This window comes from Caulobacter sp. ALps2 (assembly GCF_058681635.1).
Window position 1 is genome coordinate 1,545,775 of record NZ_CM178743.1, and the last position, 16,902, is coordinate 1,562,676.

A 16,902-nucleotide genomic window follows, 5' to 3' on the forward strand; every position below is an offset into this window, starting at 1 on the left:
TGATTAACAGAGCCTTAACCACATGTGGGAAGGCCTGGGGGCAAGGGCGGACAGGCTGTGCGAGTCACTCGCCTGGCAGGCGTTTTCCCCACTATGCAGTTGCCCTTCAACACCCTCTTTCAATCTTAATTTCTTATTAAGAAATGATAGGAGGGTCTTAGGGGTCTTACGGGCTTGAGCCCAAGCGAGGACCGGGCTTTAACCCGAGCCATGACGTCTCCCACCCAGACTCCTAAATTTCTCTCAACGCTCGCCGGCGAAAAGCACGCGAACCCGCCAATCTGGTTCATGCGTCAAGCGGGTCGGTACCTGCCCGAGTATCGCGCGGTGCGAGCGACGGCGCCGGACTTCATCAGCTTCTGCTTCGATCCCGAGAAGGCGGCCGAAGTCACCCTGCAGCCGATGCGGCGGTTTCCGTACGACGCCTCGATCGTGTTCGCCGATATCCTGCTGATCCCGGGAGCCCTGGGCCAGAAGGTCTGGTTCGAAGCCGGCGAAGGCCCGAAGCTGGGCGAGATGCCGTCGATCGAGTCCATGGCCGACAAGGCCGGGAATGCGGGTGAAGCCCTCAAGCTCGTCGGGGAGACGCTGACCCGGGTTCGCTCGGCGCTCGATCCGTCCAAGGCCCTGATCGGCTTCGCCGGCGCGCCCTGGACCGTGGCGACCTACATGATCGAAGGCGGCTCCAGCGATCGCAGCGGCGCGCGGACCTATGCCTACCAGAACCCCGAAAAGCTGGACGCGCTGATCCAGGTGCTGGTCGAGTCGACGGTCGACTACCTGGCCATGCAGGTCGACGCGGGGGCTCAGGCCCTGAAACTGTTCGAGAGCTGGGCGGAGGGGCTGTCGGAGCCGCTGTTCGATCGCCTGGTCACGCAGCCGCATATCAAGATCATCGAGGGCCTGCGAGCCCGAGGCGTGACGGTTCCGATCATCGGCTTCCCGCGCGGGGCCGGAACGCTGGTCGAGGACTACGCGGCCAAGGTCCCGGTGCAGGGCGTGGCGCTGGACACCTCGGCGTCGGCGAAGCTGGGTCAATCGATCCAGAAGACCAAGACCATCCAGGGCGCGCTGGACCCGCTGCTGCTGCGGGCCGGCGGTGACGAGCTGCTGCGTCGCGTGGACCAACTGCTGGAACAGTGGAACCAGGGCCCCTACATCTTCAATCTGGGACACGGGATTCTACCCGACACGCCGATCGCCAATGTCGAGCTGGTGCTGGAGCGGGTGACCGGCCAGAAGGTGGCGAAGTGAGCCGCAAGCTCGCCGTCGTCCTGTTCAATCTCGGCGGGCCAGATGGTCCGCGCGCGGTGCGGCCGTTCCTGTTCAACCTGTTCCGCGATCCGGCGATCATCGGCTTGCCGGCGCTGTTGCGCTATCCGCTGGCGGCGCTGATCTCGACGACGCGCGAGAAGACCGCCAAGGCCAATTACGCGATCATGGGCGGCGGCTCGCCGCTGCTGCCTGAAACGGAGAAACAGGCGCGAGCGCTGGAGGCCGAGCTGGCCAAGGCGCTGCCGGGCGTGGAGGCCAAGTGCTTCATCGCCATGCGCTACTGGAACCCGCTGACCGGCGAGACGGCCAAGCGGGTGGCGGCCTTCGCACCGGACGAGATCGTGCTGCTGCCGCTCTATCCGCAATATTCGGCGACGACGACGGCCTCGTCGCTGCGGGTTTGGCGCGAGACCTACAAGGGCCGGGGCCGTCAGACGACGGTGTGCTGTTATCCGGATGAGGCTCGCCTGGTCGAGGCCCACGCCCGGCTGATCCGCGAGACCTGGGAGAAGGCCGGTTCGCCGGCGACCGTGCGCCTGCTGTTCTCGGCTCACGGCTTGCCCGAGAAGGTGATCCTGGCCGGGGATCCTTACCAGAAGCAGGTTGAGGCGACGGCCGGGGCGGTCGCCGCCAAGCTGCCGACCGGTCTGGACTGGACCGTCTGCTACCAGAGCCGGGTCGGGCCGATGAAGTGGATCGGTCCCTCGACCGACGACGAGATCCGTCGGGCCGGCGCCGAGGGGAAGGGCGTGCTCGTCACCCCGATCGCCTTCGTCTCCGAGCACGTCGAGACCCTGGTCGAGCTGGACCACGAATACGCCGAGCTGGCGCGAGACGTCGGGGTCGCCCCCTATATTCGTGTGCCGGCTCTCGGCACGACGCCGGAATTCATCACTGGCCTGACCGGGATGGTCGGGCGGGCGCTGGCGGTTGGTGGTGTCATCCCCGGTAGCGGCTGGCGCTGTGGGGAATTCAACTGCCCTTGCAAAGAGGTGGCCTCGGCATGATCGATTTCCTGGTGGCGCACTTCAACGTCGTGCGCGGTCTGCACATCCTGTCGGTGATCGCCTTCATGGCCGGGATGCTCTACCTGCCGCGCCTGTTCGTCTATCATACCAAGGCCACGCCGGGTTCGGAGATGGACCAGACCTTCACGGTCATGGAGCGCCGGCTGCTGCGCGGGATCATCAATCCGGCCTCGATCGCCACGGCGGTCTTCGGCCTCGGTTTGATCCTGGCCGACAGCGCCATCCGCGGCTGGGGCTTTCTGGCTCAGCCCTGGATGATCACCAAGCTGGTCGCCCTGATCGGCCTCTATGGCTGGCACGGCTTCCTGTCGGCCTCGCGCAAAAAGTTCGAGCGTGGCGAGAATGTCCGCTCGGAAAAGTTCTGGCGGATCACCAACGAGATCCCGTTCGTGCTGGCGATCGTCATCGTCATCGCGGTGACCACGAAATTTCTGAACCACTAGCCAGGGCGACCGGCGCTTGACCGGCCGCCTCCCGCGTGGTTTGCATCCCAGGAGGATCAACACGCAGTGTTGGTTCGACCTCTTTTCGGACTGGCGCCCGTCCTGGCGCGCCCCGTGAGCGATCCGCTCCAAGGTCCGTCCCCCGAACGATCCGCGTCATCGTCAACCGACGCGCTCGCCTGGTCCGTCCTGATGGGCGGACCGGCGTGACCATCGAAGTCTTGCCGGCCGGACTCCGTCTTGGGGTCCGCGCCCCTTCTTGAGTCTTGTCATGACCGAAGAAACCGAAAACGAAATCCCGGCCGCCGAAGAGGCGACCACCGAAGAGGCTGTCATCGATACGACCGCCGAGGCCAGTGTCGACGCCGCGACAGAAGCGGAAGGCGAGGGCGACGATGACGGTTCCGGCATCGCCGAAGCCGTCGCGGCCCTGGGCCTGAAGTCCATGTCCCTGCAGGAGCTGAAGGAGAAATCCCCGGCCGATCTGCTGGCGTTCGCCGAGACCTTCGAGGTCGAGAACGCCAACTCCATGCGCAAGCAGGACATGATGTTCGCGATCCTGAAGACCCTCGCCGAGGAAGGCGTGGAGATCTCGGGTTCGGGCACCATGGAAGTGCTGCAGGACGGCTTCGGCTTCCTGCGCTCGCCGGAAGCCAACTACCTGCCTGGCCCGGACGACATCTATGTCTCGCCGTCGCAGATCCGGAAGTATGGCCTGCGCACCGGCGACAGCGTCGATGGCGCGATCCGGTCGCCGCGTGAAGGCGAGCGCTACTTCGCCCTGACCAACGTCTCGAAGATCAATTTCGAGAGCCCCGAGAACGTGCGCCACAAGGTGCACTTCGACAATCTGACGCCGCTCTATCCCGAAGAGCGCCTGCACATGGAACTGCCCGATCCGACCATCAAGGATCGTTCCGGCCGGGTCATCGACATCGTCGCTCCGCTCGGCAAGGGCCAGCGCTGCCTGATCGTCGCCCCGCCGCGCGTGGGTAAGACCGTCATGCTGCAGAACATCGCCAAGTCGATCGAGACCAACCACCCCGAGTGCTACCTGATCGTCCTGCTGATCGACGAGCGCCCGGAAGAAGTCACCGACATGCAGCGCACGGTGAAGGGCGAGGTCATCGCCTCGACCTTCGACGAGCCGGCGACCCGTCACGTGCAGGTGGCCGAGATGGTCATCGAGAAGGCCAAGCGCCTGGTCGAGCACAAGCGCGACGTCGTCATCCTGCTGGACTCGGTCACCCGCCTGGGCCGCGCCTACAACACCACGGTCCCGTCGTCGGGCAAGGTGCTGACCGGCGGTGTCGACGCCAACGCCCTGCAGCGCCCCAAGCGCTTCTTTGGCGCGGCGCGTAACGTCGAGGAGGGCGGCTCGCTCTCGATCATCGCCACGGCCCTGATCGACACCGGCAGCCGCATGGACGAGGTGATCTTCGAAGAGTTCAAGGGCACCGGTAACTCGGAAATCGTTCTTGATCGTAAGGTGGCTGACAAGCGCATCTTCCCGGCCATCGACGTGCTTAAGTCGGGCACCCGCAAGGAAGAGCTCATCACGCCGCGCGACCAGCTGCAGAAGACCTATGTTCTGCGCCGGATCCTCAATCCGATGGGGGCGTCGGACGCGATCGAGTTCCTGCTCGACAAGCTGCGCCAGTCGAAGACCAATGGCGACTTCTTCCAGTCGATGAACACCTGAGTCCAAACGGACTCACTGAGATACGAGAAAGGCCCCGGTTCTACCCGGGGCCTTTTTTTGTTGTCGGTCGGACTGGTGTGACCGGCCCTACGGAATGAGCAAGGTGGCGCCGGTCGTACGGCGACCCTCCAGGGCTTCGTGCGCCGCGCGGGCTTGGGCCAGCGGGAAGGTCTGGCCGATGTCGATCTTCACCGCGCCCGAGCCGAGGACGGCGAACAGGGCCTCGGCGCTCTCGTCCAGTTCCTCGGTCGTGGCGATGTAGTCGAACAGGCGCGGTCGGGTGACGAACAACGACTTGCCCGACAGCTCCAGCGGCGCGAAGGGCGGGACCGGACCCGAGGCGTTGCCGAAGGTGACCAGAACCCCGCGCTTGGCGAGGCTCTTGAAGCTGGCGTCCCAGGTGTCCTTGCCGACCCCGTCATAAACGACGGCCACGCCCTTGCCGCCGGTGATCTCGCCGACCTTCGCCGCGACGTCCTCATGGCTGTAGTCGATCAGGTGATCGGCCCCCAGCTCGCGGGCGGTGGCCAGCTTGGCGGCCGAGCCGGCGGTGGCGATGACCGTCGCGCCCAGGGCCTTGCACCACTGCACCAGGATCTGGCCGACGCCGCCGGCGGCCGCATGGATCAGGACGGTATGGCCATGTTTCACGTGGAAACAGCGGCGGACCAGAAACTCGGCGGTCATGCCCTTGAGCAGAACCGCCGCGGCGATTTCCAGGCTGACACCGTCAGGAACCTTCACCGCGCGCTCGGCCGGAACGAGCGCCGCTTCGGCATAAGCGCCCATGGTTCCGTTGTAGGCGACGCGGTCTCCCACGTGGAACCGCGTCACGCCATCGCCGACGGCCTCGACGATCCCGGCCGCCTCCAGCCCGATCACCGTTGGCATCTTCAGCGGATAGAGGCCCGAGCGATGATAGGTGTCGATATAGTTCAATCCGACCGCCTGGTGGCGGACCAGGATCTGGCCGGCGGCGGGCGAGGGAACCTCGAGTTCGACCGCCTCCAGCACCTCGGGACCGCCGGTGCGAGCGGCTTGGATCGCCAGCATCAAGCCAGAACCTTCTGGAAGAAGGTCAGGCTGCGGCCATTGGCCTTGGCCGCGTCGGCGGCGTCATAGTGCGCGCCGCCCTCGCGCGCGAAGGCGTGGTCGCGGTCGGCATAGGTATATAGCTCGATCTGCGGATGATCCTTCAGGGCCGAGAGGATCAGCTGTCGGGCTTCCGGCGGAACGAACTGGTCCTTCTCGGCGACGTGCATCAGCAGCGGATGGGTCAGCTTCTCGGCCTCGTTCACGTGCTTCTCGATGCCGACGCCGTAGTAGGAGACGCTGGCGTCGACGTCGGTGCGGGTCGCGGTCAGGAAGGCCAGCAGGCCGCCCAGGCAGTAGCCGACCGCCCCGACCTTGCCGTTGACGCCGGAAAGGGCGCGGGCCGCGGTGACCGTCGCGGCGATGTCCGAAACGCCGGCGTCCACGTCGAACGCGTTGAACAGTTCGAAGGCCCGCTTCCACTCGGCTTCGGACTGATCGGTGATGTCGATGCCCGGCTCGATCCGCCAGAACAGGTCGGGCACGATCGCGACATAACCCTGGGCGGCCAGGCCGTCGGCGATGTCGCGCATCACCTTGTTGACGCCGAAGATCTCCTGGATCACGACGATGGCCGGCGCGCTCTCGGCCCGAGGCCGGGCCACATAGGCCGAGAAGTCGCCATCGGGCGTGGTTATCGTGAGGGTCTCACTCATCGGGAACTCCGTCGTTACAGCGTCCCGGAAACGGGACCAATGTGACTTTCGACCAAAGCGCTCTAACCTGCGCCGACACGGCTTGGCCCATAACAATATCGTGCCCTGACCGAAGGGAACCTCCACATGAAGATGACCATCGAGATCGACTGCTCTCCCGTCGAGGCCCGGGCCTTTCTAGGCCTTCCGGATGTCAGCGCTTTGAACGAGCACCTGGTCAAGGAAATGCAGAATCGCATGGACGCCAACATGGCCATGCTGGCGCCCGAGGAGCTGATGAAGAACTGGATGGCGTTCGGTACGGGCGCCCAGGAGCAGTTCCGCAAGCTGATGACGGCGGCGGCCGGCGCGGCGGTCGGCAAGCGCGACTGACCCGATGACGGATACGATCTTCGCCCTGGCCACCGCGGCCGGGCGAGCGGCGGTGGCCGTGGTGCGCGTCTCGGGTCCGGCGACCCTGTCGGTCGTCGAGGCCCTCACGGGAAACCCGCCAAAACCGCGTCTGGCGGCTTTGCGTAAGCTCCGCCACCAAGGCGTCGAACTGGACGAGGCCCTGGTCCTGCGGTTCCAGGGACCGGCCAGCTATACGGGTGAAGACAGCGCCGAGTTTCACGTGCACGGGGGCCGGGCCGTCGTCGAGGCGCTGCTGTCGGCGCTAGTCGATCTTGGCCTGCGTCTGGCCGAGCCGGGCGAGTTCACCCGCCGTGCTTTCGAGAACGGCAAGCTGGATCTGGCCCAGGCCGAAGGTGTCGCCGATCTGATCGACGCCGAGACCGAGGCGCAGCGTCGGCAGGCGCTTGGGCAGGTCGGTGGCGCGCTTAGCCAACGCTACGATCGCTGGCGCGACCTGTTGGTCCAGTCGCTGGCCATGCTGGAAGCGGCCGTCGATTTCCCCGACGAGGACTTGCCGGAGGAGGTGGCCGAACGCGCCCGTCCTGGACTGCGGACCTTGAGCGCCGAACTCGACGCGGCCCTGGCCGATGTTTCCCGTGGACGCCGGGTGCGGGACGGTTTCCGCATCGCTCTGGTCGGCGCGCCCAACGCCGGCAAGAGCACCTTGCTGAATGGCCTGGTCGAGCGCGACGCGGCCATCGTCACCGACACGCCGGGCACGACCCGGGACGTCATCGAGGTTCCATTGGTGCTCGGCGGTTACAAGGTGCTGGTCGCCGACACGGCGGGCATCCGGGAAACGGCCGACGCCATCGAAGCCGAGGGTGTCCGGAGGGCGCGGGCCTGGGCTGAAGATGCTGACCTAAGGCTTTGGGTCGTCGATGGGTTTCACGTGAAACATACAGTGAAGCTTGAGGAGGCGATCCGGCCCGGCGATTGGCTGATGCTGAACAAAGCCGACATCGCCGAGACTTCGGCATTGGTTGAAGCCGAGCGGAAATGGGCGGGGCAGGGGCTCAAGGTCGTTCGTCTTTCGGCGCGCTCGGGCGAGGCCGTCGACGCGGTGCGCGCGGCCTTGGCGGAGCATGTGGCTGGCGCTCTGTCGGGCGCGGAGTTTCCGGCGGCGACCCGTCTGCGCCACGCGGAGCGTTTGCGCGAGGCGCGAGGCTATCTGGCCCGCGCCCTATCGGAAGTCGGCCTGGAAGTGGAGCTCGCCGCCGAGGATGTCCGTCTGGCCGCCCGGGCGCTGGAAAAGATCACCGGCCGGGTCGACCCGGAGGACGTGCTTGGCCGGGTGTTTTCGACCTTCTGCATCGGCAAGTGATGTTCCACGTGAAACGTCCCCTATATTATCCACAGCGGGTTCACAGCTGTGACGGTGGCGTTTCACGTGAAACGCCAGGGAGTCGCATCGACCCGCTCGCCTGATTGGCGTATAGGTCGAGTCCAGCGCCCCCGCACGTTCGGGGGCGTTCGCATTGAGGCGAGTTCGTTGTCCAACACCTGGGATGTTATTGTCATCGGCGGCGGTCACGCCGGCTGCGAGGCGGCGGCCGCCTCCGCGCGCGCGGGTGCGCGCACCCTTCTGCTGACCCATAAACTCGACACCATCGGCGAGATGTCGTGCAACCCAGCCATCGGTGGCCTGGGCAAGGGCCATCTGGTCCGCGAGATCGACGCCCTGGATGGGGTGATGGGCCGGATGGCCGACAAGGCCGGCATCCAGTTCCGGATGCTGAACCGTTCCAAGGGCCCGGCCGTTCGTGGCCCGCGCGCCCAGATCGACCGCAAACTCTATCGCGAAGCGATGCAGGCCGAACTGGCCGCGACGCCGAATCTCGACATCATCGCCGGCGCCGCGGAGGACCTGATCGTCGAGGACGGGCGGGTGGCGGGCGCTGTCGACGGGGAAGGGCGGACCTACCGCGCTTCACGTGTAATCCTCACGACCGGCACCTTCCTGAAGGGCGTGATCCACCTGGGCGAGACCCGGACCCCAGCCGGCCGCGTCGGCGACCAGCCGTCGATCGGCCTATCGGATCGCCTCTATGGCCTGAACTTCCAAATGGGCCGCCTGAAGACCGGCACGCCCGCGCGCCTGGATGGCAAGACCATCGCGTGGGATCAGCTGGACAGTCAGGCGGCCGACGACACGCCGGTTCCATTCTCGTATCTGAACGACAAGATCGACGTCCCGCAGATCGCCTGCGGAGTCACCTTCACCACCGAAGCGACCCACAAGATCATCGCCGAGCGCCTCAGCGAGTCCTTGGTCTATGGCGGTCGCGCCACGGGGATCGGTCCGCGTTATTGCCCGTCGATCGAGGACAAGGTCGTTCGTTTCGCCGACAAGACTAGCCACCAGATCTTCCTGGAGCCGGAAGGCCTGGACGATGACACGGTCTATCCGAACGGCATTTCCACGTCGGTCTCGGAAGAGACCCAGCTGCTGTTTCTGCGCACGATCCCCGGCCTCGAGAAGGTCGAGGTGATCCGCTACGGCTATGCGATCGAATACGACTATGTCGATCCGCGCGAGCTGTACGCCACGCTGGAGACCAAGCGCCTGCCGGGGCTGTACCTGGCCGGCCAGATCAACGGCACCACGGGCTATGAAGAGGCGGGGGCGCAAGGGCTGGTCGCCGGCCTGAACGCGGCCCTGGCGGCGCGGGGCGGGGAGCCCGCCGTCTTCGCTCGCGACGAGGCCTATATCGGCGTGATGATCGACGACCTGGTCACCCGGGGCGTCACCGAGCCGTATCGCATGTTCACCAGTCGGGCCGAGTTCCGCCTGACCCTGCGCGCCGACAACGCCGACCAACGCCTGACCGATCGCGGCATCGCGCTGGGTGTCGTCGGCGAGCGCCGCGCCTCGGCCTGGGCCGAAAAGAAGGCGCGGCTCGAAGCCGCCCGCGCCTTCGCCCGCTCGGTCAGCCTGACCCCGAACGAGGCCGTGAAGGCCGGGTTCAAGGTCAATAGCGACGGGGTCCGCCGCGACGTGTTCGCCATGCTGGCCTATCCGGATGTCTCGATCGACGACCTGGGCCGCCTCTGGCCCGAGGTTTTCACGTGGAACACCGACGTCCGCGAGCAGATCGAGATCGAGGCCGCCTATGCCGGCTATCTGGATCGCCAACGCGCCGACGCCGAGTCGCTGCGCAAGGACGAGGATCTGCGTTTGCCCGGCGATCTGGACTATGCCGACATCGGTAGCCTGTCGAACGAGGTGCGCGAGAAGCTGGCGCGCGTCCGGCCGCTAACCTTGGGCCAGGCGGCCCGCATCGAGGGCGTGACCCCCGGCGCATTGACCGCATTGCTCGCTCACGTGAGGCGCGGCCGTGCAGCCTGACAGTGTTTTGGCTGAAGCGCCGGTGCTGGACGCGGCTGGTTACCAAGCCCTTACCGGCGCGTCCGACGCCCAGATGGCGGACCTGACGCGCTTCCAGGATCTGCTGGCGGAATGGAACCAGGTGATGAACTTGGTCGGGCCGCTGACCATCGACACCTACTGGACCCGCCACGCTCTGGACAGTTCGCAACTGATGCCGATGGCGCCGGAGGCCCTGACTTGGGCCGACCTGGGGGCTGGCGCCGGGTTGCCCGGCGTCGTGCTGGCCATACTGCTGAAGGGTAGGGCCGAGGCCAAGGTTCATCTGGTCGAGTCGATGGCCAAGCGCTGCCGCTTCCTGGAGGTGGTCGCCAAGGATCTCGACCTGCCGGTCGAGATTCACAATGTCCGCGCCGAAGAGCTGAAGCTGAAGGTCGATGTCGTCACCGCGCGAGCTTGCGCGCCGATGACCAAACTTCTGGGCTTCGCCGAGCCCTATCTGCACCGTGGCGCGCTGGGCCTGTTTCTCAAGGGGCAGGATGTCGCGGCCGAGCTTTCCGAGGCTTCTAGCGCTTGGAAATTCGCCAGCGAACTACGACCTAGTCAAAGCGACCCTCGGGGTCGGATCGTTCAAGTGAAGAGGCTTTCCCGTGCCCGCTAATCCTCTCCGCGTCCTCGCCATCGCCAACCAGAAGGGCGGGGTGGGCAAGACCACGACCGCCATCAACCTGGGCACGGCGCTCGCCGCCTGTGGCGAGCGTGTGCTGCTGATCGATTCCGACCCGCAGGGCAACTGTTCCACGGGGCTGGGCATCGGCCGCACTCAGCGCCGCACGACGCTGTATGACGTGCTGATGGGCGAGTCGCCGATCATCGACGCCGCCGTGAAGAGTGAGCTTCCGGGCCTGGACGTCATCCCGGCCGACGCCGACCTGTCGGGCATCGAGATCGAGCTGGGCCAGACCGCGCGCCGGTCGTACCGTCTGCGCGACGCGCTGGAGACGATCCGCGCCAACGGCCCCTACACCTATGTGCTGATCGACTGCCCGCCGTCGCTGAACGTGCTGACGGTCAACGCCATGACCGCCGCCGACGCGGTGTTCGTGCCCCTGCAGTGCGAGTTCTTCGCCCTGGAAGGTCTGACCCAGCTGATGCGCACCATCGAGCGTGTCCGGGGCAGCCTGAACCCGCGCCTGGAGATCCAGGGCGTGGTGCTGACCATGTACGACCGCCGCAACAGCCTGTCCGAACAGGTGGCCAAGGACGTGCGCGAGCACTTCGGCGACAAGGTCTATGACGCGGTCATCCCGCGGAATGTCCGCGTCTCGGAGGCGCCGTCGTTCGGTAAGCCCGTACTGCTGTATGACCTGAAGTGCGCCGGTAGCCAGGCCTACTTGAAGCTGGCCCGCGAGGTGATCAGCCGCGAACGTGTCCGGCAGGCCCAAGCGGCCTAGGGCTGACCGCCTAGTCCTAGTTCCGATTATCGATCTGAAGTTTGAGAAGAAGAATGGAGTCTGTGGTGGCTGAGGCTGGTGGTTCCGAAGGGCGTCGTGGGCTGGGTCGTGGTCTGTCCGCGCTGCTGGGCGAGGTCGAGGCCGCCCCGGCCCAGGCTCCGGGCGACAGCGGCGCCGGCTCGCGCGAAGCGCCGATCGAGATCCTGAAGCGCAACCCCGACCAGCCGCGCCGCACCTTCCGCGAGGATGAGCTGGAGGATCTGTCCAACTCGATCCGCGAGAAGGGCGTCCTGCAGCCGATTCTGGTGCGTCCCGCGCCCGGCTCGCCCGGGGAATACCAGATCGTCGCCGGCGAACGCCGCTGGCGCGCCGCCCAGCGCGCCGGCCTGCGCACGGTGCCGATCATGGTGCGTGAGCTGGACGACCTGGCGGTGCTGGAGATCGGCATCATCGAGAATGTTCAGCGCGCCGACCTGAACATCCTGGAAGAAGCGCTCTCCTACAAAGTGCTGATGGAGAAGTTCGAGCGCACCCAGGAGAACATCGCCCAGACCATCGGCAAGAGCCGTAGCCACGTCGCCAACACGATGCGCCTGCTGGCCCTACCCGACGAGGTGCAGTCGTACCTGGTCAGCGGCGAGCTGTCGGCCGGTCATGCCCGCGCCATCGCCGCCGCGGCCGACCCGGTCGCCCTGGCCAAGCAGATCATCGAGGGCGGCCTGTCGGTCCGCGAGACCGAGGCCCTGGCCCGCAAGGCGCCGACCGCGACGCCGTCCAAGAACAAGGGCGGCCGTCCGCCGCGCGTGAAGGACACCGACACCCAGGCCCTCGAGGCCGATCTGTCGTCGGTCCTGGGCCTGGACGTCTCGATCGAGCATCGCGGAGCGGGCGGCGCCCTGACCATCAGCTATGCGACGCTCGAGCAGCTGGACGACCTCTGCAACCGGCTGAGCCGAGGGGTTTGACCTCGGTCTGATCAGACGCACGCAAAATACGTGTGGATGCTCGGATTCTGGGCCTGAAAAAGCCCTCCGAAAATCGCCTCTGTCGCGCGCGAAGCGGCGCCTTTCCGTACTCCGGGAGGCGCCGTTTTCGTGAGAGGAGGGCGGTTTGAGTCCGATTAGACTCCAAACCCTTGTGCCGTAAGGCTTTCCTCGGAACCGTCCACAGGCGCGCAAAGGCGCTATTTTTGGGTGATTTTCCTATCCGATTTTCCCGGCGAAAGCCGGGACCCAGATCTCAATGCGTTTGAGATGATTGGAAGGACTCGGAGCTCATAGAACCCATCCCAGCGTTCTTCCATCTGGGCCCCGGCTTTCGCCGGGGAGACGGATTTAAAAGCTACAGCCCCAACCGCCGCGCCCGGCCGGCGATCATCAGCGCCAGGCGTTCGGAGATCAGCTGGTCGGGCGAGCCGGAGGTCTTGCAGGCGCGGTCGGCGGCCAGCACCTCGCCCTGGATCTCCAGGATCGCTTCCAGGTTCCAGGCGCGCGCCTGGCGTAGAAACTCGCGCTCCTGTTTCCAGAACACACCGGACGCCTTCGCGGCGGCCTGCAGGTCGACGCCGTTCTTGTGCAGCGTCAGAACGCGCCTCAGGCGGTTCAGATAGTAGCTGATGGCCCGGACGGCCGCCGGCCCGCCTTCGCCCTCGGCGGCCGCGCGGCGCAGAGCGGTCTGGGCCAGACCGGCTCGGCCCCCGAACGCGTCGGCGGCGGCGTCGCTGAGCGAGGCCTCGGGCTCGACGCCCAGAAAGTCCGTCAGGTCGGCGGCGGTGGCGGTGACCCCGCTGCCTGGACCGAGGAACAGGGCCAAACGTTCGATCTCGGCGCGGGCCACGCCGCGTTCCTTGGGCAGGCGCGAGACGAAGAGGTCGAGGGCCTCACTGTTCAGCCCCACCTTGTCATTGGCCAGGGTGTCGCGCGCGAGGCGGGCCAAGTCGCCGGCCTCATCTTCGTAGCAGGGGATGACGGCGCAGCCATTGGCCTTCTCGCCGACCTTGCGCAGCAGGGAGTTGCGGTCGAGCGCCCCGGCCTCGACCAGGAAGAAGGCGTCGGGGTTCAGTTGGCCCTCGACATGGCGGGTCAGGGCCTCGGAGGCCTGCTTGTCGGGCCCGGCCTTCTCGCCGCCCAGGCGCAGGCGCACCAGACGCCGGCCGCCCATCAGCGACATGGCCGACAGCTCGTCTTCTAGCTTGGCGGGATCGGCGTCCAGGTCGCCGTCGGTCAGCATGGCGGTATCGAAGGGATCGTCCGGGCGCTCGACCACGCGCTTGGCCAGGGCGTTGGCGCGATCGCGCACCACGCCCCGATCCTTGCCGTAGATCACCACGGCCCGGATGTCCGGGGTCGGCTCCCTCAGGAAGCGTTCGACGTCCGGACGCTTGGAGAGGATCATGCCTTTAAGCCGGCTTCCGGCCCGCCAGCCAGGTGGCGAGGTTCAGCTGGATCTTGCGCGCCACCTCGGCGGCCGCGCGCTCCTGACCGTCGTTCTGGGCCGCGATGGCGGCATACGGCTGGTCGGCCGAGTCGTAGGTCACCGAGACCTCGGTGACGCCCTTATGGGCCTCCGTGCTGGTCCTGGCGTCCAGCAGACGCCAGGTGACGCTCATCTTCAGCTCGTAGCGGTTGGCCGTATTGTCCAGGCGGACACCGCGGGCGAAGCGCTGCTCGTTGACCGAAAACAGCAGCTTGTAAGCAGCCGGGTCGCCGGCGCGGTGGGCCAGGGCGTCGTCCAGCTGCTCGCGCAGCAGATAGCCGCCACGGCCTTCCGATGCGACCGTCTCGATGCTGGAAAGCCCGCCCTCGACGCCGGGACGGCCATACAGGGGCGTGAAGCCGGCGCAGGCCGAGAGCGCAAGGGTCGAGAGCGCGATCGCGCCAGCTGCGAGGGTGCGTTTCATCGGTCTCAGTTGGCCACGATGTTGACGATACGGTCCTTGACCACGATCACCTTGCGGACCGTGACGCCCTCAAGGTGGGCCATGACGTTGGGATCCGCCAGAGCGATTTTCTCGACCTCGGCCTCGGCCGCGCCGGCCTTGACCTTGATCTCGCCACGACGCTTGCCGTTGATCTGGATCGGCAGGACGCGCTCGTCGTCCGCGGCCAGGGCCGGGTCGGCCTTGGGCCAGGGCGCGTTCACGACCATGCCTTCGCCGCCGATCCGGGCCCAGGCTTCCTCGGCCAGGTGCGGGGTGAAGGGCGAGACCAGGCGGGCCAGGATGTTCAGGGCCTCGGCGCGCGCGGCCAGCACGGCGTTGGACGCGCCTTCGGCCGGCGCGGCCTTCAGGGCGTTCAGGAACTCGTACAGGCGCGCCACGCCGCTGTTGAAGCGGAAGCCCTCGATGCTGTCGGTGACGAAGCCGATCAGCTTGTGGGCCGACTTGCGCAGGGCCAGGGCGGCTTCGTCGCTGTCGTCATGGGCGAAGTCGCCGGTCGGCTGGCCGTCGAACTCGTTCCACAGACGGTGGGTGAAGCGCCAGCTGCCCTCGACGCCGGAATTGGTCCACTGGACGTCGCGCTCGGGCGGGCTGTCGCTCATCACGAACAAGCGCGCCGAGTCGACACCGTAGGCCTCGAAGATGTCCTCGGGCGCGACGACGTTTTTCTTGGACTTCGACATCTTCTCGATGTCGCCGATGATGATCGGCGCCCCAGTCTTGGCGTGCTTGGCCAAGCGGGTATTGCCCTCGGCGGTGATCACCACATCCGACGGCTCGACCCATTCGCCGGCCTCGTTCTTGTAGGCTTCGTGGGTGACCATGCCCTGGGTGAACAGACCCGCGAACGGCTCCTCGACCGACAGCAGATTCTCGTCCTTCAGGGCTCTCGTGATGAAGCGGGCGTACAGCAGGTGCAGGATCGCGTGCTCGACGCCGCCGATATACTGGTCGACGGCCAGCCAATAGTCGGCGGCCTCCTTGCCGACCGGCTCGGCCGCATGGGTGTCGGTGAAGCGGGCGAAGTACCAGCTGCTATCGATGAACGTATCCAGCGTGTCGGTCTCGCGCTCGGCGCGGCCGCCGCACGACGGGCAGGTGGTGTGGCGCCAGGTCGGGTGACGCAGCAGGGGGTTGCCCGGCTTGTCGAAGGTCACATCCTCGGGCAAGGCGACCGGCAGTTGGTCCTCGGGGACCGGCACGACGCCGCAGCTCTGGCAGTGGATCACCGGGATCGGACAACCCCAGTAGCGCTGACGCGAGACGCCCCAGTCGCGCAGGCGATAGACGGTCGCGCCTTCGCCCTGGCCGGCCGCCTCGATGCGCGCCACGGCCTCGGCCTTGGCGGCCTCGATGTCCAGACCGTCCAGGAATTCCGAATTGTAGATCTTGCCGGGGCCGACATAGGCCTCCTTACCGACCTGGAAGGTCGCGGCGTCCTCGCCATTGGGCAGCACCACCGGCTTAACCGGCAGGTCGTACTTGCGGGCGAAGTCCAGGTCGCGCTGGTCGTGGGCCGGGCAGGCGAAGATCGCGCCCGTGCCGTAGTCCATCAGGATGAAGTTGGCGATCCAGACGGGCAGGGTGATCGACGGGTCGAGCGGGTGCCGCACCCGCAGGCCGGTGTCGTAACCCAGCTTTTCGGCGCTCTCGATCTCGGCTTCCGAGGTGCCGCCCTTGCGGCAGTCGGCGATGAACCGTTGGACCTCGGGGTTCTCGACGCCCAGGCGCTCGGCCAGAGGGTGCTCGGGCGCGACGCCGACGAAGCTGGCGCCGAACAGGGTGTCGGGACGGGTGGTGTAAACCTCCAGCCCGTCGGCCATGCCGTCGGGAGCCTCGCCATCAAACTGGAACTTGAAGCGCAGGCCCTTGGAGCGGCCGATCCAGTTCTCCTGCATCAGGCGAACCTTGTCGGGCCAGCGGTCCAGGGTCTTCAGGCCCTCGATCAGGTCGTCGGCGTAGTCCGTAATCCGCAGGAACCACTGGGTCAGCTTGCGCTTCTCGACCGTCGCGCCCGAGCGCCAGCCCTTGCCGTCGATGACCTGCTCGTTGGCCAGGACGGTCATGTCGACCGGGTCCCAGTTGACCGAGGCTTCCTTGCGATAGACCAGGCCGCGCTTCAACAGGCGCAGGAACCAGGCCTGCTGCTTGCCGTAATATTCCGGGTCGCAGGTGGCGAACTCGCGCGACCAGTCGACCGAGATGCCCAGCGACTTCAGCTGCTCGCGCATGGCGGCGATGTTGTCGTAGGTCCAGCCCTTGGGGTGGACGCCGCGTTCCATGGCCGCGTTCTCGGCGGGCATGCCGAAGGCGTCCCAGCCCATCGGGTGCAGGACGTTGAAACCCTGGGCGCGCTTGTAGCGGGCCACCACGTCGCCCATGGCGTAGTTGCGGACGTGGCCCATGTGGATGCGGCCCGACGGATACGGGAACATCTCGAGCACGTAGTATTTCGGACGGCCGTCGTTGATCTCGCCGGTCTTGAAGACGTCGGCCTTCGCCCAGGCTTCACGCCACTTGGGCTCGGTGTCTTTGGGATTGTAGCGGGCCATCGGAAACCAGGGTCTTGGATGCAGGAACGCGCCCCGAAGGC

The 16,902-nt window shown here is 66.5% G+C and carries 15 protein-coding genes; 10 read left to right on the forward strand and 5 right to left on the reverse strand.

Features of this window, described 5'->3' with window-relative positions:
* Positions 1-210: 210 nt before the first annotated feature.
* The 4 genes from hemE to rho all read left to right on the forward strand — a co-directional run bounded on the left by hemE (position 211) and on the right by rho (position 4,448).
* Positions 211-1,254: a uroporphyrinogen decarboxylase gene (gene hemE / locus ACW173_RS07315; RefSeq protein WP_492084241.1), complete on the forward strand. Its 1,044-nt coding sequence runs from the start codon at positions 211-213 to the stop codon at positions 1,252-1,254.
* Positions 1,251-2,282 (forward strand): ferrochelatase, encoded by a 1,032-nt coding sequence (gene hemH, locus ACW173_RS07320; RefSeq protein WP_492084243.1) that lies wholly within the window; start codon positions 1,251-1,253, stop codon positions 2,280-2,282. The genes hemE and hemH overlap by 4 nt, the downstream gene beginning before the upstream one ends.
* Positions 2,279-2,746: a CopD family protein gene (locus ACW173_RS07325; RefSeq protein WP_492084244.1), complete on the forward strand. Its 468-nt coding sequence runs from the start codon at positions 2,279-2,281 to the stop codon at positions 2,744-2,746. The genes hemH and ACW173_RS07325 overlap by 4 nt, the downstream gene beginning before the upstream one ends.
* A gap of 271 nt (positions 2,747-3,017) precedes the next feature.
* A complete protein-coding gene (rho, locus tag ACW173_RS07330; protein ID WP_492084245.1) occupies positions 3,018-4,448 on the forward strand; it encodes a transcription termination factor Rho in 1,431 nt (476 codons plus the stop codon).
* A gap of 87 nt (positions 4,449-4,535) precedes the next feature.
* Here rho and ACW173_RS07335 read toward each other — a convergent pair whose 3' ends face one another.
* Together ACW173_RS07335 and ACW173_RS07340 are read right to left on the reverse strand one after the other, a co-directional pair.
* Positions 4,536-5,501, reverse strand: a complete 966-nt coding sequence (locus ACW173_RS07335) for a quinone oxidoreductase family protein (RefSeq protein WP_492084246.1) — start codon at positions 5,499-5,501, stop codon at positions 4,536-4,538.
* Positions 5,501-6,196: a dienelactone hydrolase family protein gene (locus tag ACW173_RS07340; RefSeq protein WP_492084248.1), complete on the reverse strand. Its 696-nt coding sequence runs from the start codon at positions 6,194-6,196 to the stop codon at positions 5,501-5,503. Before ACW173_RS07340 ends, ACW173_RS07335 begins: the two co-directional genes overlap by 1 nt.
* 126 nt (positions 6,197-6,322) lie before the next feature.
* Between ACW173_RS07340 and ACW173_RS07345 the strand changes: the two genes are divergently transcribed.
* The 6 genes from ACW173_RS07345 (at position 6,323) to ACW173_RS07370 (ending at position 12,336) form a co-directional block, all read left to right on the forward strand.
* The gene (locus ACW173_RS07345; protein WP_492084249.1) at positions 6,323-6,568 is read left to right on the forward strand and encodes a DUF6489 family protein; all 246 of its coding nucleotides are present in this window, start codon (positions 6,323-6,325) and stop codon (positions 6,566-6,568) included.
* A gap of 4 nt (positions 6,569-6,572) precedes the next feature.
* A complete protein-coding gene (mnmE, locus tag ACW173_RS07350; protein WP_492084251.1) occupies positions 6,573-7,913 on the forward strand; it encodes a tRNA uridine-5-carboxymethylaminomethyl(34) synthesis GTPase MnmE in 1,341 nt (446 codons plus the stop codon).
* 168 nt (positions 7,914-8,081) lie between these two features.
* A complete protein-coding gene (gene mnmG, locus ACW173_RS07355; protein WP_492084253.1) occupies positions 8,082-9,938 on the forward strand; it encodes a tRNA uridine-5-carboxymethylaminomethyl(34) synthesis enzyme MnmG in 1,857 nt (618 codons plus the stop codon).
* Positions 9,928-10,578, forward strand: a complete 651-nt coding sequence (rsmG, locus tag ACW173_RS07360; protein WP_492084255.1) for a 16S rRNA (guanine(527)-N(7))-methyltransferase RsmG — start codon at positions 9,928-9,930, stop codon at positions 10,576-10,578. The genes mnmG and rsmG overlap by 11 nt, the downstream gene beginning before the upstream one ends.
* Positions 10,568-11,371: a ParA family protein gene (locus ACW173_RS07365; RefSeq protein ID WP_492084256.1), complete on the forward strand. Its 804-nt coding sequence runs from the start codon at positions 10,568-10,570 to the stop codon at positions 11,369-11,371. Before rsmG ends, ACW173_RS07365 begins: the two co-directional genes overlap by 11 nt.
* 53 nt (positions 11,372-11,424) lie before the next feature.
* Positions 11,425-12,336 carry a ParB/RepB/Spo0J family partition protein gene (locus ACW173_RS07370; RefSeq protein WP_492084257.1) on the forward strand — a complete coding sequence of 304 codons (912 nt, stop codon included), beginning with the start codon at positions 11,425-11,427 and terminating at the stop codon, positions 12,334-12,336.
* 376 nt (positions 12,337-12,712) lie between these two features.
* Here the strand turns inward: ACW173_RS07370 and holA are convergent, their stop codons facing one another.
* Genes holA through leuS form a run of 3 tightly spaced genes read right to left on the reverse strand, consistent with a single transcriptional unit; the run spans position 12,713 to position 16,861 of the window.
* The gene (gene holA, locus ACW173_RS07375) at positions 12,713-13,765 is read right to left on the reverse strand and encodes a DNA polymerase III subunit delta (protein ID WP_492084259.1); all 1,053 of its coding nucleotides are present in this window, start codon (positions 13,763-13,765) and stop codon (positions 12,713-12,715) included.
* 4 nt (positions 13,766-13,769) lie between these two features.
* Positions 13,770-14,270: an LPS assembly lipoprotein LptE gene (lptE, locus tag ACW173_RS07380; RefSeq protein ID WP_492084260.1), complete on the reverse strand. Its 501-nt coding sequence runs from the start codon at positions 14,268-14,270 to the stop codon at positions 13,770-13,772.
* 5 nt (positions 14,271-14,275) lie between these two features.
* On the reverse strand, positions 14,276-16,861 hold the full coding sequence (gene leuS, locus ACW173_RS07385) for a leucine--tRNA ligase (protein WP_492084261.1): 2,586 nt from the start codon (positions 16,859-16,861) through the stop codon (positions 14,276-14,278).
* Between the last annotated feature and the right edge of the window lie 41 nt (positions 16,862-16,902).